We start from the raw sequence: 19,517 nt of genomic DNA on the forward strand, positions 1-19,517 counted from the left end.
ACCGCCCCACCGGGAGACCTGGTCGGAGCTGACCCGTACGGAACCGCCCACGGGAATCCCCGTCGGCTGAGCCGTACGGAGTACCGGCCACGGAGTTGTCAGTCACGGAGTTGCCAGTTACGGAGTGTCAGCCGGGAGCCCGTACGGCGAGGCCGGGTGGGAGCGCCGGGTCCCCGATCGGCCTAGTCGTACGGAACGCTCAACTCCCCTCCGCCGGTGCCTTTCTGAGGCACCGGCGGTTTCCGTCCCGGCCCCCGCGCGGCACTCTTGACACGCCCGGAGGTGCCCAAGAGCCTGGCGTCCGTGCACCTTCGAGGCAGACAACAGCAAGGGGGGCTCATGAGACGCAGAGCGGGATCGATCCTCGCCGCGGCTTCACTGCTGATCGCCGGCGTGGCGGCGGCACCCGTCGCCGGAGCGCAGCCGAACGACCGGGACGGGGGCGACGCCCTCTCCGTATGGCGCGCCCAGGTCTCCTCGGAGCAGGTACCCCTGCTTCTAAAGGCCGGAGCCGACGCCCGGGAACTGACCGAGCAGGTGCCCGCCAAGGGCTCCGCCACGGTCGAACTCGTCCTCACCGACCGGCAGGCGGGACAGCTGCGGGGCGAAGGCGTCACGCTCGCCGAGCACCGGCTGTCCGCGCAGGCGGAGAAGCGGGTGGCCGCCGCCGGGGACGGCGTCTTCCGCCCGTACGGGGGACCGCACGGGCTCAAGCAGGAGATCCTGGACACGGCGCGGGCCAACCCCGGCCTCACCAAGGTCGTCTCGATCGGCAAGACCCTCAAGGGCCAGGACATCCTCGCCCTCAAACTCACCAAGGGCGCGCGGCGCACCGAGGACGGCTCGAAGCCCGCCACGCTGTACATGTCCAACCAGCACGCCCGCGAGTGGATCACCCCCGAGATGACCCGGCGGCTGCTCCACTACTACCTCGACGGCTACGGCAAGGACGAGCGGATCACCCGGATCGTCGACTCCACCGAGCTGTGGTTCGTGCTCTCCGCCAACCCGGACGGCTACGACTACACGCACGCCGACCCCGCCCACCGCCAATGGCGCAAGAACCTCCGCGACAACGACGGCGACGGGCGGATCACGGCCGGCGACGGCGTCGACCTCAACCGCAACTTCGCCTACAAGTGGGGCTACGACAACGAGGGCTCGTCCCCCGACCCGGCCGACGAGACCTTCCGCGGCAAGGGCCCCATGTCGGAGCCCGAGACCAAGGCCCTCGACGCCTTCCAGAAACGCGTCGGCTTCGCGTACGGCGTCAACTACCACTCGGCCGCCCAGCTCCTGCTCTACGGCGTGGGCTGGCAGATCGCCACCGACACCCCCGACGACGTGGCCCTGAAGGCCCTCGCCGGGACCCCGCGGAACTCGGCCGTCCCCGGCTACCGGCCGCAGGTCTCCTCCGAGCTGTACATCACCAACGGCGAGGCGGACGGACACGCCGCCAACGTCAACGGGATGCAGATGTTCACCCCGGAGATGTCGACCTGCGCCACCGCCTCCCGGGTCGACCCCGACGACGCCTGGGACCCGGCCGACTGCGCCTCCGTCTTCACCTTCCCGGACGACGAGAAGCTGATCCAGGCCGAGTTCGCCAAGAACATCCCCTTCGCCCTTGCCGTCGCCGAGACCTCCGCCCACCCCGACCGGCCCGTCTCCCCGGTCGGCATCGACGCCCCCGACTTCACCCCGAAGACCTTCGCCACCTCCTACGCCCGGGGCGAGGACCAGGAAGTCGCGGTCACCGCGCGCAAGTCGCTGCGCGACAAGACCCTGACGTACCGGATCAACGGCGGACGCGCCCACAGTGAGCGGCTGGCCGCCTGGCGGGGCGGCGAGACCTACGGCGGCGAGGACAACCTCTACTTCGACGAGTACCGCGCCGCCGTCGAGGGCGCCCGCCCCGGCGACTCCGTCGAGGTCCGGTTCACCGCCCGCACCCGCGAGGGCCGGGCCACCTCCTCCGTCCCCTTCACCTACCGGGTGGCCCAGCGGCCCCGGGGCGACGTCCTCGTCCTCGCCGAGGAGGGCGGCACCACCGCCGCCCGGCACACCGGCGCCTATGTGAGGGCCCTCGCCGACAACGGGCGCGCGGCCGCCGTCTGGGACGTCGCCACCCAGGGCGCCCCGGACGCGCTCGGCGTGCTCTCCCACTTCCGTACCGTCGTCTGGTACACCGGCGCCGAGGCGCCCTCCGGGGCTGCCCAGCTCGCCGTCCGCGCCTACCTCAACGAAGGCGGCAAGCTGCTCGACGCCGGGGAGAAGAGCGGCGGACTCACCCGGATCGGCCTCGCCGAGTCCGACGACTTCGCCCAGTACTACCTGGGCGCGTACCAGCGGTCCGGGCTGAAGAACCCGCCGGCCTTCGCGGGCGCCGGAGCCCTCGCGGGCACCCGCGCCGCACTCGGCGCGGCCGACGGCGACCCGCTGGACGACGCGGGCGCCTACACCGTCACCTCCGACATCCTGAAGCCGAAGGACTTCCCGCGGTTCGCGAGCAGCGCCGCCGCCGGTGACTACCCGGGCGTCCGCACCCCCTTCGAGCCCGCCGAGGGCACGGCCTTCGCCGCCCTGAAGCACGCGGACGGCGTCTGGTCCCGGCTCGCCAGGACCGTCGACCTCACCGGTGTCCCGGCAGCCTCGGCCCCGCGTCTGGACTTCCAGGTCAGCTACGACACGGAGCCCGGCTACGACAACCTCGTCGTCGAGGCCCACACCGTCGGCCTCGACGACTGGACCACCCTGCCCGACACCCGCGGCGGCACCTCCCCGGAGCCCCCCGCCGACTGCGGAGAGGGCTTCTACGTCGGCGCCCACCCCTTCCTCTCCCACTACCTCACCGTCGCCGGGGACAGCTGCGCCGCCACCGGCACCACCGGCTCCTGGAACGCCTTCACCGGCTCCTCCAACGGCTGGCGCCAGGCCTCCGTCGACCTGAGCCCCTGGGCGGGCCGGAAGGTCGAACTGGCCGTCTCGTACATCTCCGACCCCGGCACCGGAGGGACGGGCGTCTTCGTCGACGACACCCGCCTCTTCACCGGATCCGCCGTCGAGAGCGAGGGCTTCGAGACCTCCCTCGGTGCCTGGAACGTGCAGGGCCCGCCCGCCGGAAGCCCCGGCAACGGCGCCGACTGGGCGCGCTCCGGGGCCCTCTACCACTCCCAGGCGGCGGTCACCACCGACGACACCGTCCTCCTCGGCTTCGGCCTCGAACACGTGCCCGCCGCCACCGAGCGGGCCCGACTCGTCGGCCGTGCCCTCGCGGTGCTCCGCCGCTGACGGAACGTAGTGGGGCCGAAGGTCCCGGGACGGCCCGTACCCGTTGCCGGGTACGGGCCGTCCCGCCTTTTCCCTCACGTCACGGGCTCGTACGGATGCGCTCGATGTCACTCCCGGGCGCGGGGGGAGGTAGGGTCGTAAGCGGTCGGGGACATCCCAAAAAACAGAAATCTCGCCGGCGTCGAGCACACCGGCGTACCTGACGAGGAGATCGGTTCGTGACGATCCGCGTAGGCATCAACGGGTTTGGCCGCATTGGCCGGAACTACTTCCGTGCGCTCCTTGAGCAGGGTGCGGACATCGAGATCGTGGCCGTCAACGACCTGGGCGACACCGCGACCACGGCCCACCTGCTGAAGTACGACACCATCCTGGGCCGCCTCAAGGCAGAGGTCAGCCACACCGCCGACACCATCACGGTGGACGGCCACACCATCAAGGTGCTCTCCGAGCGCGACCCGGCGGACATCCCCTGGGGCGAGCTGGGCGTCGACATCGTCATCGAGTCGACCGGCATCTTCACCAAGCGCGCCGACGCCGCGAAGCACCTCGCAGGCGGCGCCAAGAAGGTCCTCATCTCGGCTCCGGCCACCGACGAGGACATCACCATCGTCATGGGCGTCAACCAGGAGAAGTACGACGCCGCGCAGCACGACGTCATCTCCAACGCGTCCTGCACCACCAACTGCGTCGCCCCGATGGCCAAGGTTCTCGACGAGAACTTCGGCATCGTCAAGGGCCTGATGACGACGGTTCACGCGTACACCAACGACCAGCGGATCCTGGACTTCCCGCACAAGGACCTGCGCCGCGCCCGCGCCGCCGCGGAGAACATCATCCCGACCACGACCGGTGCCGCCAAGGCCACCGCCCTGGTCCTCCCGCAGCTCAAGGGCAAGCTGGACGGCATCGCCATGCGCGTCCCGGTCCCCACCGGCTCCGCCACCGACCTGGTCGTGACCCTCGACCGCGAGGTCACCAAGGACGAGGTCAACGCCGCGTTCAAGAAGGCCGCCGACGACGGCGACCTCAAGGGCTACCTGTTCTACACCGAGGACCCCATCGTGTCCTCGGACATCGTGAGCGACCCGGCTTCCTGCACCTTCGACGCCTCCCTGACCATGGTTCAGGACGGCAAGACGGTGAAGATCCTGGGTTGGTACGACAACGAGTGGGGCTACTCCAACCGACTCGTCGACCTCACCGTCTTCGTCGGCGGCCAGCTCTAAGCATCAGGGCGGGCTTTCGATGTGAGCAGGGCTCGGGCAGCGCAACGCCGCGCTGTGCGAGCCCTGTTTGTGTGCTCCACCGCGTACCAAGGAGTCTGTGACAGATGAAGACGATCGACGAACTTCTCGCCGAGGGTGTCTCCGGCAAGCGGGTGTTCGTCCGCGCCGACCTCAACGTGCCGCTCGACGGCACCACCATCACCGACGACGGCCGCATCCGTGCCGTCGTGCCCACGGTCAAGGCACTCGCCGACGCGGGCGCCCGGGTCGTGGTCGCCTCGCACCTGGGCCGCCCCAAGGGCGCCCCGGACCCGGCGTTCTCCCTCGCCCCGGCCGCCGCCCGGCTGGGCGAACTGCTCGGTGCCGAGGTCGCCTTCGCGACGGACACGGTCGGCGACTCCGCCACCGCCACCGTCGCGGGCCTCGCCGACGGTGGTGTCGCCGTCATCGAGAACCTGCGGTTCAACCCCGGCGAGACCTCCAAGGACGACGCCGAGCGCGGCGCCTTCGCCGACCGGCTCGCGGACCTCGCCGACCTCTACGTGGGCGACGGCTTCGGCGCGGTGCACCGCAAGCATGCCTCGGTCTTCGACCTCCCGGCGCGCCTCCCGCACGCCGCCGGCTACCTGATCGCCACCGAGGTCGGCGTCCTGCGCAAGCTCACCGACGACGTCAGCCGCCCGTACGTGGTCGTGCTCGGCGGCGCCAAGGTCTCCGACAAGCTCGGCGTGATCGACCACCTCCTGGAGAAGGCCGACCGCATCCTTGTCGGCGGCGGCATGGCGTACACCTTCCTCAAGGCCCAGGGCCACGAGGTCGGCGTCTCGCTGCTCCAGGAGGACCAGATCCCGGCGGTCCAGGAGTACCTGCGGCGCGCGAAGGAGCGCGGCGTGGAGTTCGTGCTCCCCGTCGACGTGCTGGTCGCCCCCGGGTTCCCGGACCTGAAGACCAAGGCCCCGGCCCACCCGGAGACCGTCACGGTGGACGCCATCCCGGCGGACCGGATGGGCCTGGACAACGGCCCCGAGAGCCGTAAGCTCTACGCCTCGAAGCTCGCCGACGCGGCCACCGTCTTCTGGAACGGCCCGATGGGCGTCTTCGAGCACCCCGACTACGCCGAGGGCACCAAGGCCGTTGCCCAGGCGCTCGTCGACTCCCCGGCGTTCACCGTGGTCGGCGGCGGCGACTCCGCCGCGGCCGTCCGCATCCTGGGCTTCGACGAAAAGGCATTCGGCCACATTTCGACCGGCGGTGGCGCCTCCCTCGAATACCTTGAGGGCAAGACGCTTCCCGGCCTCGCCGCACTGGAGGACTGACCCCCTTATGAGCACGCGCACCCCGCTGATGGCGGGCAACTGGAAGATGAACCTCAACCACCTTGAGGCCATCGCCCACGCCCAGAAGCTCGCCTTCGCGCTGACCGACAAGGACTACGACGCGGTCGAGGTCGCCGTCCTGCCGCCCTTCACCGACCTGCGCTCCGTGCAGACCCTGGTCGACGGCGACAAGCTCAAGATCAAGTACGGCGCCCAGGACATCTCGGCCCACGACTCCGGTGCCTACACCGGCGAGATCTCGGGCCTGATGCTGTCCAAGCTGAAGTGCTCCTACGTGGCCGTCGGCCACTCCGAGCGCCGCCAGTACCACGCCGAGAACGACGAGATCTGCAACGCCAAGGTGAAGGCCGCGTTCAAGCACGGCCTGACCCCGATCCTCTGCGTCGGCGAGGGTCTGGACATCCGCAAGGCCGGACAGCAGGTCGAGTACACCCTCGCCCAGCTCGACGGCGGTCTGAAGGATGTCCCGGCCGAGCAGGCCGAGTCCATCGTGATCGCCTACGAGCCCGTCTGGGCCATCGGCACCGGCGAGGTCGCCACCCCGGAGGACGCGCAGGAGGTCTGCGGCGCGATCCGCGGCCGCCTCGCCGAGCTGTACTCGCAGGAGCTGGCCGACAAGGTCCGCATCCAGTACGGCGGCTCGGTCAAGTCCGGCAACGTCGCCGCGATCATGGCGCAGCCGGACGTCGACGGCGCCCTGGTGGGCGGCGCGGCACTGGACGCCGACGAGTTCGTCAAGATCGTCCGCTTCCGCGACCAGTGAGTATGCGGTAGCGGAGTTACGTCGTACCCTTGCGGGGGTCGGGCAGGTGCCCGGCCCCCGTCCGTATTAGCCCTCCGTACAAGTCCGTCCGTACGAGTCCGAGGAAGTTGGTCCAGCCGTGGTTATGGGGTTCTCGATCGCCCTGATCGTCTTCAGCGCGCTGCTGATGCTGCTCGTGCTGATGCACAAGGGGAAGGGTGGCGGCCTCTCCGACATGTTCGGTGGCGGCATGCAGTCCTCCGTGGGCGGCTCCTCGGTCGCCGAGCGCAACCTGGACCGGATCACCGTCGTGGTCGGTCTGCTCTGGTTCGCCTGCATTGTGGTACTCGGCCTGCTGATGAAGCTGGACGGGTAACTCCTAACACTGGACGCGCGTTGGGCCTTACGTAGACTGGGGCATCTTCGAGCACCATCACGCAGGGAGTTACGACCGTGGCAAGTGGCAACGCGATCCGGGGAAGCCGGGTCGGCGCGGGGCCGATGGGGGAGGCCGAGCGAGGCGAGTCGGCGCCGCGCCTCCGCATCTCCTTCTGGTGCTCGAACGGGCATGAGACCCAGCCGAGCTTCGCCAGCGACGCACAGGTCCCGGAGACCTGGGACTGCCCGCGCTGCGGCTTCCCGGCAGGTCAGGACCGGGACAACCCGCCGGACCCGCCGCGCACGGAGCCGTACAAGACCCACCTCGCCTATGTGCGCGAGCGTCGCAGCGACGCCGACGGGGAGGCGATCCTCGCGGAGGCGCTGGCGAAACTGCGCGGCGAGATCTGATGACAGTGTGACGGTGTGAAGAACGGGCCTGCCCGCGAACTCGGTTCGCGGGCAGGCCCGTTCGCCTTTCCCCCGCCGCCCGCGCCCCCGACTTCCCTGCTCACGGCCACTGTCAGTGGCGTCCCCTACTGTCGGTGACGAACGGATGGGCGGCGAACGGGATCGGCGGCGAACGGGACCGCCCGATCCGGCCGGAGACAGGGGGGCACCATGACCGCGACACCACTGAGCACCACACCAGGCAAGGACCGCACCGCCGCGCCCCCTTGGCGCGGCGGATTCGGACGCCTCTGGACCGCCGCCGTCGTCTCCCGCCTCGGCGACGCCCTGCGCGCCGGGGCGATGCCCCTGCTCGCCGCCTCCCTCACCGACGACCCCCTCCTCATCGCCTCCGTCACCGCCTGCGGCTTCCTCCCCTGGCTCCTCTTCGGACTCCTCGGCGGCGCCGTCGCCGACCGCGTCGACCAGCGGCGCGCCATGTGGGCCGTCGACCTCCTCCGAGGCGTACTCCTCGCCGGCTTCGCCCTCGCCGTCGCCCTCGGACACGCGGGCATCGCCCTCCTCCTCGTCCTCGCCTTCACCCTCACCACCCTCCAGACCCTCTTCGACAACGCGGCCACCGCCCTGCTCCCCACCCTCGTCCCCACCGAGGCCCTCGCCGGGGCCAACGCCCGCCTGATGACCGGTCAACAGCTCGCCGGAGGACTCCTCGCCACCCCCCTGGTCCCCGTCCTGCTGCTCGCCGGAGCCGCCATGCCGTACGCGGCCGACGCCGCCACCTACCTCCTCGCCGCACTCCTCGTCGCCTCCCTGCGCACCGGGGCACCCGACCGGCCGCCCCGCCCCGCCGGGTCCACCCTGCGCGCCGAGATGGCCGAGGGCATCGCCGCGCTCCGCCACGACCGGACACTGCGCTGCCTCGGCATCGCCACCGCCCTCTGCAACACGGGGGTCGGCGCCCTGATCGCCACCCTCGTCGTCCTGGTCACCGACGGCCTCCACGCGGGGAACGCGGGCTACGCGGCCATGGGCACCGCCTTCGCCGCGGGCGGCGTCATCGGCGGCTTCCTCGCCCGCCGGATCGCCGAGCGCACCGGACGGGTCCGCGCCGTCCTCCTCGCCGGGACCGTCCAGACGGGTTGTCTGGTTCTGATGGGTACGGTGCCCGTCCTGGCGGTATCGATCGGAGCCATGGCGGTGTTCGGATGCATGGGAACGGTGTGGAACGTCCAGCTGACGACCCTCATGCAGGAGCGTGCCCCCGAGGGCATGCTCGGCCGCGTCGCAGCGGCCTTCCGGACCCTCGCCGTCGCGGGCGCCCCGCTCGGGGCCGTCCTCGGCGGCGCGGTGGCCGCCGGCTGGGGACCGCTCACACCCGCGCTCCTGGCGGCTGCGCTGTTCGCGCTCACCGTCGCGTCGCTCGTACCCCTGATCAATTAGGTTGGGAGACGCAGCGGGGCAGACAAGCAGGACGAGAAGAAATGGGCGATGTCCGAGATGAACGACCAAGGCCGCACCAGGCTCAACCGGCTGCCCGAGTGGGCGGCCCTCGGCAAGCACCGTGAGCAGTTGGGCGACACCCATCTGCGCGAACTCTTCGCCGCGGACCCGGAGCGTGGCAGCGGCTACGCACTGCGCGTCGGAGACCTCTATCTGGACTACTCCAAGCACCTCGTCACCGACGAGACGCTGACCCTGCTGCGGGAACTCGCCACCGCCACCGGCGTGGCCGAGCTGCGCGAGGCCATGTTCCGCGGCGAGAAGATCAACACCACCGAGGACCGCGCGGTCCTCCACACCGCGCTGCGCGCCCCCCGGGACGCCGTCGTCGAGACCGACGGGGAGAACGTCGTCCCCGGGGTGCACGCCGTACTCGACCGGATGGGGGCCTTCGCCGACAAGGTCCGCGCGGGGGAGTGGACGGGCCACACCGGCCGGCCGATCAGGAACGTCGTCAACATCGGCATCGGCGGCTCCGACCTCGGTCCCGCGATGGCCTACGAGGTCCTGCGCTCCTTCACCCGGCGGGACCTGACGTTCCGTTTCGTCTCCAACGTGGACGGCGCCGACCTCCACGAGGCGGTCCGCGACCTCGACCCCGCCGAGACCCTCTTCATCGTCGCCTCGAAGACCTTCACCACCATCGAGACGATCACCAACGCCACCTCCGCAAGGAACTGGCTGCTCACCGGCCTCGGCGCCGGTCAGGAGGCCGTCGCCCGGCACTTCGTGGCCCTCTCGACCAACGCCGAGAAGGTCGAGGAGTTCGGCATCGACACGGCGAACATGTTCGAGTTCTGGGACTGGGTCGGCGGACGCTACTCCTACGACTCCGCCATCGGCCTCTCCCTGATGATCGCCATCGGGCCGGACCGCTTCCGCGAGATGCTCGACGGCTTCCACCTCGTCGACGAGCACTTCCGCACCGCACCGCCCGAGGAGAACGCGCCGCTGCTGCTCGGCCTCCTCGGCGTCTGGTACGGGGCGTTCTTCGACGCCCAGTCCCACGCGGTCCTGCCGTACTCGCACTACCTGTCCAAGTTCACCGCCTACCTCCAGCAGCTCGACATGGAGTCCAACGGCAAGTCGGTGGACCGTCAGGGCGAGCGGGTCGACTGGCAGACCGGCCCCGTCGTCTGGGGCACCCCCGGCACCAACGGACAGCACGCCTACTACCAGCTGATCCACCAGGGCACCAAGGTCATCCCGGCCGACTTCATCGGCTTCGCCCGGCCCGTCGCCGACCTGGCGCCCGGTCTGGTGGCCCAGCACGACCTGCTCATGGCCAACTTCCTCGCCCAGACACAGGCGCTGGCCTTCGGCAAGACCCCCGAGGAGGTACGGGCCGAGGGCGTCCCCGAGGAACTCGTCCCGCACAAGACCTTCCAGGGCAACCACCCGACGACGACGATCCTCGCCGACGAGCTGACCCCCGCCGTCCTCGGCCAGCTCATCGCGCTCTACGAGCACAAGGTCTTCGTCCAGGGCGCCGTCTGGAACATCGACTCCTTCGACCAGTGGGGCGTCGAGCTGGGCAAGGTCCTCGCCAAGCGGATCGAGCCGGTCCTGACCGACGGCGAGGACAGCGGACACCTCGACAGCTCGACCGCCGGGCTCGTCGGCGTCTACCGCTCGCTGCGCGGACGGTAACGACGATGAGGGGGGAGAACGCGGTGCGGCTCAGGCCGCCGAGGAACGCCGTGGACGAGCGGGCCGTGCCCTGGTGGCGGGTCAGGATCCTGACGGCCACCGTCGTACCGGCGCTGGTCCTCGCCGTCCTCGGCACCCTGATCGGGCCCGCCCGGTTCTGGCTGCTGACGGCGGCCGGGGCCGTGACGGCGGCCGGACTGCTCTGCGCCGCGTTCTTCCCCGGCTGGTGGTTCCGGGTGCACCGCTGGGAGGTCACCGAGGACGCCGTCTACGCCCGCACGGGGGCCTTCTGGCAGGAGTGGCGGATCGCCCCGATGTCCCGCGTCCAGACCGTCGACACCTCGCGGGGCCCGCTGGAACAGGCCTTCCGGCTCGCCACGGTCACCGTCACCACCGCCTCCTCCCGAGGCGCGATCCGCATCGGCGGCCTCGACCACGAACGGGCCGCCGCCCTCGCCGAGCACCTGACCGCGCTCACCCGGGCCACCCCTGGGGACGCCACGTGACCGTGGACCCGGCGCGGTCCCGAGACTGGCCGGGACTTGGGGCCGGGGCCGGGGCGGAAGCCGAGTCCGGGGCCGAGACCTGGGCTGGAGCCGGAGCCGGAGCCGAGTCCGGGGCCGGAGCCGCGCAGCAAGGCCCCGCCGACCTCGTCACCCCCGCCACCCCCGAGCACCCCGTCAAGCTGCTCGACCCCGTCGACGGCTGGCTCCGCCTCGCCCCCCGTACCGTCCTCGTGCGGGGTGTCCTCTTCGCCGGGGTGCTCGGAGGCGCCGGTCTGCCGCTCGCCTTCGGGTTCACCGGCTCACGGCCGTGGTGGCAGGCCGCCTCCTGGATCGTCGGGGGCTTTCTGCTCGTCCTCGGCGTCACCCTCGTGGCCGAGACGGTCCGGTTCCGGCGGACCCGCTACCGCGTCGGCCCCGAGCGGGTCGAGCTGCACACCGGGCTGCTCGTCGTCCAGCGCCGCTCGCTCGCCCGCGACCGCGTCCGCAGCGCCGATCTGAGCGCCAACCTCCTCCAACGCCTCTTCGGCCTCGTCAAAGTCCGCGTCGGCACCGGAGAGCACACCGGCGGCGAGTCCACCCTCGAACTCGACCTGGTCACCCGGGCCGAGGGCGAGCGGCTCCGGCGCGAGCTGCTCGCCCGCACCACCGCCCCCGCCGAGGCCCCCGACCCGGACGGCGCCCTCGCCGTCCTCGACCCGCGCTGGATCCGCTTCGCCCCCGTCTCCTTCCTCGCCCCCGCCCTCGGCAGCGCGGCCATCGGCGCGGTCATGCAGGTCAGCGAGTGGTTCGGCGCCCAGGCGCAAGTCATCGACTGGATAGGGGACCGCTTCCGGGAGGTCTCCCTCACCTGGATGATCGTCGATCTGGTCCTTCTCGCCACCGCCGTCGGCGCGGTCGGCGCCCTCGGGCTCTGGGCCGAGATGTGGTGGAACTACCGCCTGGAGCGCGAGCCGGGCGGCACCCTCCGGGTCTCCCGGGGCCTGCTCACCTCCCGCTCGGTCTCCCTGGAGGAACGACGGCTGCGGGGGATCGAACTGGTCGAGCCTTTCGGCGCCCGGATCTTCGGCGCCGCCCGGGTCGACGCGGTCGCCACCGGCCTCGCACAGGACGACGGCGACCGGCACGCCGACCTGAAGAACCTGCTGCCGCCGGTGGAGCGGGCCGTCGCGGACCGGGTCGCCGCCGACGTCCTGCGCGAACCGGTGCCGCCCACCGGGATGCCCCTGGCCGCCCACCCCCGGGCGGCCCGCGACCGCAGGGTGCGCCGGGCCCTGGGCGGCGTCCTCGTCCCGGCCGCCGTCCTCGCCCTGCTCGGGGTGCTCCTCACCCCCGTCCTGCTGTACGTGGCGGCGGGCGGTGTCCTGCTCGGCGTCCCGGTCGCCGTACTGTTCGCCCTCGACGCCTACCGGGCCCTCGGCCACGGCGTCGGCGGCGCCTGGCTGGTGACCCGTTCGGGGACGCTGCGGCGGGCCACCGTGGTGCTCCAGCGCTCCGGTGTCATCGGCTGGACGATCAGACAGTCGTACCTTCAACGGCGTGCCGGGGTGCTGACCCTGACCGCCACGACGGCGGCGGGTGCGGGGGCGTACGAGGTCCGCGACGCCGGGCAGAGCCAGGGCCTGACCTTCGCCGCCGAGGCCGTACCCGATCTGCTCGCGCCCTTCCTGGAAGCCGTACCCACGCCGGAGGCCCGGTCCACCGAGGGGTGAACCGGGCCTCCGGGCGCGGGATCGAAACGCGGGATCGGGCAGTGGTGTCAGGCAGCGGTGCCCGACCGTGGGATCAGGCCGACGCCGGCGGGTAGAGGCTCCTCGGGAGTTCCGAGGCCGCCGCCGCGTCGAGCAGCCACAGGGTGCGCGAGCGGCCGCGGGCGCCCGCCGCCGGGGCCTGCACCTCGCCCGCGCCGGACAGCGCGATCGCCGCCGCCTTCGCCTTGTCCTCGCCCGCCGCGAGCAGCCAGACCTCCTTGGCCGCCCGGATCGCCGGAAGGGTCAGGGAGACCCGGGTCGGCGGCGGCTTGGGCGCACCGTGCACCCCGACCACCGTGCGCTCGGTCTCGCGGACCGCGGGCAGCTCGGGAAAGAGCGAGGCCACATGGGTGTCGGGGCCGACACCCAGCATCAGCACGTCGAAGGCCGGGACCCCGCCGTGCTCGCCGGGACCCGCGGCGGCGGCCAGCTCCGCCGCGTACGCGGCCGCGGCCGCGTCCACGTCGGAGCCGTACGGCCCGTCCGAAGCGGGCATGGCGTGCACCCGCGCGGGGTCGAGCGGCACCCCGTCGAGCAGGGCCGCACGGGCCTGGGTGACGTTCCGCTCGGGGTCGCCCTCGGGCAGATAGCGCTCGTCACCCCACCACAGATCGAGCCGCGACCAGTCGACCGCGTCCCGGGCGGGCGCCGTGCCGAGCGCCGCGAGCAGCCCGTTGCCGTTGCGCCCACCGGTCAGCACCACCGATGCGGAACCCCGGGAGGCCTGCGCGTCGACGATCTTCGTGATCAGCCGGGCGGCGGCCGCCTCGGCCATCAGCTCCTTGTCGCGGTGGACGACCAGCTGAGGGGTGCTGGTCACTTGGCCGCCGCCTTCTTGGCCGGGACCTTCTTCGCGGCGGGCTTCGCCGCCGGGGCGGCCGACTGCCCGGACCCGGGCACGGAATCCGCGACCGGCTCCGCCGCGAGGTCCGACGAGACCGGCTCGGACGGGGCCGGTTCCGACGAGAGGTCCGCCGGAACCGGCGGCTCGGGCGCGGTCACGGCCGCCCGCTCGTCGAGCTGTCCGATGCCGATCCGCAGCGCCGTCGCGTAGGTGTCGTCCGGGTCGAGCCTGCGCAGCTCCTCCGCGATCAGCTCGGCCGTCTCGCGGCGCTTGAGCGCCACGGCACGGTCGGGCTGCCCCTGGATGGAGAGCGTGGCGAGCGAACCGTCCGGCCGGTCGAGGACGATCGGGCCCGAGTCGGTCTCCATCCGTACGGAGGTGAGACCGGGGCCCGCCGACCTGGTGCGCCGCACCGGGACCTTCAGCCGGTCCGTGAGCCACATGGCGAGCAGTTCGACGCTGGGGTTGAACTCCTCGCCCTCCACCTCGGCGGCGGTGACCTCGCACACGACCTGGTCGAGCGCGGCGGCCAGCATCGAGCGCCACGGGGTGATCCGGGTCCACGAGAGGTCGGTGTCGCCCGGGGTGTAGGTGTCCGCGCGGGCGGTCAGCTCCTCGATGGGCTGCTCGGCGGAGTACGTGTCGGTCACCCGGCGCTGGGCGAGGGCGCCCAGCGGGTCGTTCGCCGGGTCGGTCGGCGCGTTCACCGGCCACCAGACGACGACGGGCGCGTCCGGAAGCAGCAGCGGCAGGACGACCGACTGGGCGTGGTCGACGACCTCGCCGTAGAGCCGCAGGACGACCGTCTCGCCGGTGCTGGCGTCGGCGCCGAGGCGGACCTCGGCGTCGAGCCGTGCCTGGGAGCGGTCGCGTGGGGAGCGCGAGACCCGCTTGATGACGACGAGGGTCCGCGAGGGGTGCTCGCGGGACGCCTCGTTCGCGGCCTTCAGCGCGTCGTAGGCGTTCTCCTCGTCGGTGACGATGACGAGGGTGAGCACCATGCCGACGGCCGGCGTGCCGATCGCCCGCCGCCCGAGCACCAGCGCCTTGTTGATCTTCGAGGACGTGGTGTCCGTCAGGTCGGTCTTCATGGCCTGCGCCAGCTCCGTCCGTCTCGTGCGAGCATCTCGTCCGCCTCGACCGGACCCCAGGTCCCGGACTGGTACTGCGCGGGCTTGCCGTGCCGGTCCCAGAACCGCTCGATCGGGTCGAGGATCTTCCAGGACAGCTCGACCTCCTCGACGCGCGGGAAGAGGTTGGAGTCGCCGAGCAGGACGTCGAGGATGAGCCGCTCGTACGCCTCCGGGCTGGACTCGGTGAAGGACTCGCCGTACGCGAAGTCCATCGACACGTCCCGGATCTCCATCTGGGTGCCGGGCACCTTGGAGCCGAACCGCACCGTGACGCCCTCGTCCGGCTGGACCCGGATGACGATGGCGTTGCGGCCGAGTTCCTCGGTCGCGGTGTGGTCGAAGGGGGAGTGCGGGGCGCGCTGGAAGACGACCGCGATCTCCGTGACCCGGCGGCCGAGGCGCTTGCCGGTGCGCAGGTAGAACGGGACGCCGGCCCAGCGCCGGTTGTCGATCTCCAGCTTGATGGCCGCGTAGGTGTCGGTCTTCGACTCGGGGTCGATGCCGTCTTCCTGGAGGTAGCCGACGGCCTTCTCGCCGCCCTGCCACCCGGCCGCGTACTGGCCCCGCACGGTGGACTCGCCCAGGTCCTTGGGGAGCTTCACCGCGCCGAGGACCTTGGTCTTCTCGGCGGCCAGCGCGTCGGCGTCGAAGGAGGCGGGCTCCTCCATCGCGGTCAGCGCGAGCAGCTGGAGCAGGTGGTTCTGGATGACGTCACGGGCGGCGCCGATGCCGTCGTAGTACCCGGCACGGCCGCCGATGCCGATGTCCTCGGCCATGGTGATCTGCACGTGGTCGACGTACGACCGGTTCCAGATCGGCTCGAAGAGGGTGTTGGCGAAGCGGAGCGCCAGGATGTTCTGGACGGTCTCCTTGCCGAGGTAGTGGTCGATCCGGAAGACCTCGTGCGGCGGGAAGACCTCGTGGACGACCTCGTTCAGCTCCTTGGCGGAGGCCAGGTCGTGCCCGAAGGGCTTCTCGATGACCGCGCGGCGCCAGGAGCCGTTCTTCTGGTCGGCGAGCCCGTGCTTCTTGAGCTGCTGGACGACCTTGGGGAAGAACTTCGGCGGGACCGACAGGTAGAAGGCGAAGTTGCCGCCGGTGCCCTGCGCCTTGTCCAGCTCCTCGATGGTGGACTTCAGCTGGTCGAAGGCCACGTCGTCGTCGAAGTCGCCCTGGACGAACCGCATGCCCTGGATCAGCTGCTGCCACACCTCCTCGCGGAACGGGGTGCGCGCGTGCTGCTCGACGGCGTCGTGGACCTCCTGCGCGAAGTCCTCGTTCTGCCACTCGCGACGGGCGAAGCCGATGAGCGAGAAGCCCGGCGGCAGCAGCCCCCGGTTGGCCAGATCGTAGACGGCGGGCATCAGCTTCTTACGGGACAAATCCCCCGTGACGCCGAAGATCACCAGGCCCGACGGCCCCGCGATGCGCGGGAGCCGTCGGTCTGCGGCGTCACGGAGCGGATTGGCTCCGTGGACGGTGCTCACAGGGTTCACGCCTCCGAAGGGGCGAGGCGACGGAGCTCCGCCTCGGTCGAGGTGAGCAGGTCGTTCCAGGCCGCCTCGAACTTCTCGACGCCCTCGTCCTCCAGGAGCTGCACGACCTCGTCGTAGCCGATGCCCAGCTTCTCGACGGCCGCCAGCTCGGCGCGCGACTGCTCGTAGGTGCCGCGCACGGTGTCGCCGGAGACCTCGCCGTGGTCGGCGGTGGCCTCCAGGGTGCCCTCCGGCATGGTGTTGACCGTGCCGGGGGCGACCAGGTCCACGACGTACAGGGTGTCCTTGTACGCGGGGTCCTTCACGCCGGTCGAGGCCCACAGCGGACGCTGCTTGTTGGCGTGCGCCTTGTCGAGGACGGCCCAGCGCTCCGAGGAGAAGACCTCCTCGTACGCCTCGTACGCCAGACGCGCGTTGGCCAGCGCGGCCTTGCCCTTGAGGGCCTTGGCCTCGTCGGTGCCGATGCCGTCCAGGCGCTTGTCGATCTCCGTGTCCACGCGGGACACGAAGAAGGACGCCACCGAGTGGATCTCGGAGAGGTCCAGGCCGCGCTCGCGGGCCTTCTCCAGACCCGCCAGGTAGGCGTCCATGACCGCGCGGTAGCGCTCCAGCGAGAAGATCAGCGTCACGTTGACGCTGATGCCGAGGCCGATGACCTCGGTGATCGCCGGCAGGCCCGCCTTGGTGGCCGGGATCTTGATGAGGGTGTTGGGGCGGTCCACCAGCCAGGCCAGCTGCTTGGCCTCGGCGATGGTCGCGGTCGTCTCGTGGGCGAGCCGCGGGTCCACCTCGATGGACACCCGGCCGTCCTGGCCGTCCGTCGCGTCGAAGACCGGCCGCAGGATGTCGGCCGCGTCACGGACGTCCGCCGTCGTGATCATGCGGATGGCCTCGTCGACCGTCACCTTGCGGGCGGCCAGGTCGGCGAGCTGCTGCTCGTACCCGTCGCCCGACGAGATGGCCTTCTGGAAGATCGACGGGTTGGTGGTGACACCGACCACGTGCGACTGGTCGATCAGCTCGGCCAGGTTGCCGGACGTGATCCGCTTGCGCGACAGGTCGTCCAGCCAGATCGCGACGCCTTCGTCGGAGAGGCGCTTGAGAGCGTCTGTCATGGGAATTGCATCTCCAATGAGTCGTACGTATCCGCGTCAGCGCGCGGAGGCCGCGATCGATTCCCGGGCGGCGGCGACGATCGCCTCCGGCGTGAAACCGAACTCGCGGAAAAGGACCTTGGCGTCGGCGGAGGCGCCGAAGTGCTCAAGCGAGACGATCCGGCCCGCGTCGCCGACGTACTTGTGCCAGGTCAGACCGATACCGGCCTCGACCGCCACACGCGCCTTCACCGACGGCGGCAGGACCGCGTCCTTGTACGCCTGGTCCTGCTCCTCGAACCACTCCACGGAGGGCATCGAGACGACCCGGGTCGGGACGCCCGCCGCCTGGAGCCGCTCGCGCGCCTCCACGGCCAGGTGCACCTCGGAGCCCGTGCCGATCAGCACGACCTCGGGGGCGCCGCCCTCGGCCTCGAACAGCACGTAGCCGCCCTTGACGGTGTCCTCGTTCGGCGCGTACGTCGGCACGCCCTGACGGGTGAGCGCCAGACCGTGCGGGGCGCCCTTGCCGAAGGCCCGGGTGTGCCGCTGGGTGATCTCGCGCCAGACGATCGCCGTCTCGTTGGCGTCGGCCGGACGGACCACGTTCAGACCGGGGATCGCGCGCAGCGAGGCCAGGTGCTCCACCGGCTGGTGCGTCGGGCCGTCCTCGCCCAGACCGATCGAGTCGTGGGTCCAGACGTACGTCACCGGCAGGTGCATCAGCGCGGAGAGCCGCACCGCGTTGCGCATGTAGTCGGAGAACACCAGGAAGGTGCCGCCGTAGATCCGCGTGTTGCCGTGCAGCGCGATGCCGTTCATCTCGGCGGCCATCGAGTGCTCGCGGATGCCGAAGTGGATCGTGCGGCCGTACGGGTCGGCCTCCGGCAGCGGGTTGCCCTCGGGGAGGAACGAGGAGCCCTTGTCGATCGTGGTGTTGTTCGAGCCGGCCAGGTCGGCGGAGCCGCCCCACAGCTCGGGGATGACCGCGCCGAGTGCCTGGAGGACCTTGCCGGAGGCGGCACGGGTCGCGACGCTCTTGCCGGTCTCGAAGACCGGGAGGGTCTGCGCCCAGCCGGCCGGCAGCTCGTTGGCCTGGATGCGGTCGAACTCGGCCGCCCGCTCCGGGTTGGCCGTACGCCACTCGGCGAGCGACTTCTCCCAGGCGACGCGGGCCTCGCGGCCGCGGTCGCCGAGCGCCCGGGTGTGCGCGATGACCTCGTCGGAGACCTCGAAGGTCTGCTCCGGGTCGAAGCCCAGGACGCGCTTGGTGGCCGCGATCTCCTCGTCGCCGAGCGCCGAGCCGTGCGAGGCCTCGGTGTTCTGCGCGTTCGGCGCGGGCCAGGCGATGATCGAGCGCATCGCGATGAACGACGGGCGCTCCGTCTCGGCCTCGGCCGCCCGGATCGCCGCGTACAGCGCCGCCGGGTCCAGGTCGCCGCTGGCCTGCGGCTCGACGCGCTGGACGTGCCAGCCGTACGCCTCGTACCGCTTCATCGTGTCCTCGGACACGGCGGTCTCGGTGTCGCCCTCGATCGAGATGTGGTTGTCGTCCCACAGCAGGATCAGATTGCCGAGCTTCTGGTGCCCCGCGAGCGAGGACGCCTCCGCGGAGATGCCCTCCTGGAGGCAGCCGTCACCGGCGATCGCGTAGATCCGGTGGTCGAACGGAGACGTGCCGGGGGCGGCCTCCGGGTCGAACAGGCCACGCTCGTAGCGGGCGGCCATCGCCATGCCCACGGCGTTGGCGACACCCTGGCCCAGCGGGCCCGTGGTGGTCTCCACACCGGCGGTGTGACCGTACTCCGGGTGCCCCGGGGTCTTCGAACCCCAGGTGCGGAACGCCTTCAGGTCGTCCAGTTCGAGACCGAAGCCACCCAGGTACAGCTGGGTGTAGAGGGTCAGGGACGAGTGCCCGGCGGAGAGAACGAACCGGTCCCGCCCGACCCACTCGGGGTCGGCCGGGTCGTGCCGCATCACCTTCTGGAAAAGGGTGTACGCGGCGGGCGCGAGGCTCATCGCCGTACCAGGATGGCCGTTGCCGACCTTCTGTACGGCGTCCGCGGCCAGGACGCGGGCGGTGTCGACGGCCCGCTGGTCGATGTCGGTCCACTCGAGGTCTGTGGTGGTCGGCTGAATGCTCACCCTGGGTCAGGGC

The 19,517-nt window shown here is 71.4% G+C and carries 15 protein-coding genes; 10 read left to right on the forward strand and 5 right to left on the reverse strand.

Annotation, left to right across the window (positions count from 1 at the left end):
• The first annotated feature begins 339 nt into the window (after window positions 1–339).
• The 10 genes from BU197_RS12585 to BU197_RS12630 all read left to right on the forward strand — a co-directional run bounded on the left by BU197_RS12585 (window position 340) and on the right by BU197_RS12630 (window position 12,753).
• Window positions 340–3,291 carry a M14 family metallopeptidase gene (locus BU197_RS12585; RefSeq protein WP_188268335.1) on the forward strand — a complete coding sequence of 984 codons (2,952 nt, stop codon included), beginning with the start codon at window positions 340–342 and terminating at the stop codon, window positions 3,289–3,291.
• A 218-nt stretch (window positions 3,292–3,509) separates the two neighbouring features.
• Window positions 3,510–4,520, forward strand: a complete 1,011-nt coding sequence (gene gap, locus BU197_RS12590) for a type I glyceraldehyde-3-phosphate dehydrogenase (RefSeq protein ID WP_188268336.1) — start codon at window positions 3,510–3,512, stop codon at window positions 4,518–4,520.
• 104 nt (window positions 4,521–4,624) lie between these two features.
• On the forward strand, window positions 4,625–5,836 hold the full coding sequence (locus tag BU197_RS12595) for a phosphoglycerate kinase (protein ID WP_188268337.1): 1,212 nt from the start codon (window positions 4,625–4,627) through the stop codon (window positions 5,834–5,836).
• A gap of 7 nt (window positions 5,837–5,843) precedes the next feature.
• Entirely contained in the window at window positions 5,844–6,620 is a 777-nt protein-coding gene (gene tpiA / locus BU197_RS12600; protein WP_188268338.1) for a triose-phosphate isomerase, read from the forward strand.
• 124 nt (window positions 6,621–6,744) lie between these two features.
• Entirely contained in the window at window positions 6,745–6,975 is a 231-nt protein-coding gene (secG, locus tag BU197_RS12605; RefSeq protein WP_030205174.1) for a preprotein translocase subunit SecG, read from the forward strand.
• Between the two features lie 77 nt (window positions 6,976–7,052).
• Entirely contained in the window at window positions 7,053–7,388 is a 336-nt protein-coding gene (locus tag BU197_RS12610) for an RNA polymerase-binding protein RbpA (protein ID WP_003976875.1), read from the forward strand.
• A gap of 210 nt (window positions 7,389–7,598) precedes the next feature.
• Window positions 7,599–8,828, forward strand: coding sequence for an MFS transporter (locus BU197_RS12615; protein ID WP_188268339.1), 1,230 nt, complete (start codon window positions 7,599–7,601; stop codon window positions 8,826–8,828).
• A 57-nt stretch (window positions 8,829–8,885) separates the two neighbouring features.
• Window positions 8,886–10,538, forward strand: a complete 1,653-nt coding sequence (gene pgi / locus BU197_RS12620) for a glucose-6-phosphate isomerase (protein WP_188268383.1) — start codon at window positions 8,886–8,888, stop codon at window positions 10,536–10,538.
• A gap of 5 nt (window positions 10,539–10,543) precedes the next feature.
• Window positions 10,544–11,044, forward strand: a complete 501-nt coding sequence (locus tag BU197_RS12625) for a PH domain-containing protein (RefSeq protein ID WP_188268340.1) — start codon at window positions 10,544–10,546, stop codon at window positions 11,042–11,044.
• 179 nt (window positions 11,045–11,223) lie between these two features.
• Window positions 11,224–12,753: a PH domain-containing protein gene (locus BU197_RS12630; protein WP_188268384.1), complete on the forward strand. Its 1,530-nt coding sequence runs from the start codon at window positions 11,224–11,226 to the stop codon at window positions 12,751–12,753.
• Between the two features lie 73 nt (window positions 12,754–12,826).
• Here BU197_RS12630 and pgl read toward each other — a convergent pair whose 3' ends face one another.
• The 5 genes from pgl to tkt are packed head-to-tail and all read right to left on the reverse strand — an operon-like array spanning window position 12,827 to window position 19,504.
• Window positions 12,827–13,612: a 6-phosphogluconolactonase gene (pgl, locus tag BU197_RS12635; RefSeq protein WP_188268341.1), complete on the reverse strand. Its 786-nt coding sequence runs from the start codon at window positions 13,610–13,612 to the stop codon at window positions 12,827–12,829.
• The gene (gene opcA / locus BU197_RS12640) at window positions 13,609–14,727 is read right to left on the reverse strand and encodes a glucose-6-phosphate dehydrogenase assembly protein OpcA (protein WP_188268342.1); all 1,119 of its coding nucleotides are present in this window, start codon (window positions 14,725–14,727) and stop codon (window positions 13,609–13,611) included. Before opcA ends, pgl begins: the two co-directional genes overlap by 4 nt.
• On the reverse strand, window positions 14,724–16,256 hold the full coding sequence (zwf, locus tag BU197_RS12645; protein ID WP_188268343.1) for a glucose-6-phosphate dehydrogenase: 1,533 nt from the start codon (window positions 16,254–16,256) through the stop codon (window positions 14,724–14,726). The genes opcA and zwf overlap by 4 nt, the downstream gene beginning before the upstream one ends.
• A gap of 5 nt (window positions 16,257–16,261) precedes the next feature.
• Window positions 16,262–17,380, reverse strand: coding sequence for a transaldolase (tal, locus tag BU197_RS12650; protein ID WP_188268344.1), 1,119 nt, complete (start codon window positions 17,378–17,380; stop codon window positions 16,262–16,264).
• Between the two features lie 36 nt (window positions 17,381–17,416).
• A complete protein-coding gene (gene tkt, locus BU197_RS12655; RefSeq protein ID WP_188268345.1) occupies window positions 17,417–19,504 on the reverse strand; it encodes a transketolase in 2,088 nt (695 codons plus the stop codon).
• Between the last annotated feature and the right edge of the window lie 13 nt (window positions 19,505–19,517).

The sequence above is a fragment of the Streptomyces sp. CBMA291 genome, from assembly GCF_014596525.1.
Classification (GTDB): domain Bacteria; phylum Actinomycetota; class Actinomycetes; order Streptomycetales; family Streptomycetaceae; genus Streptomyces.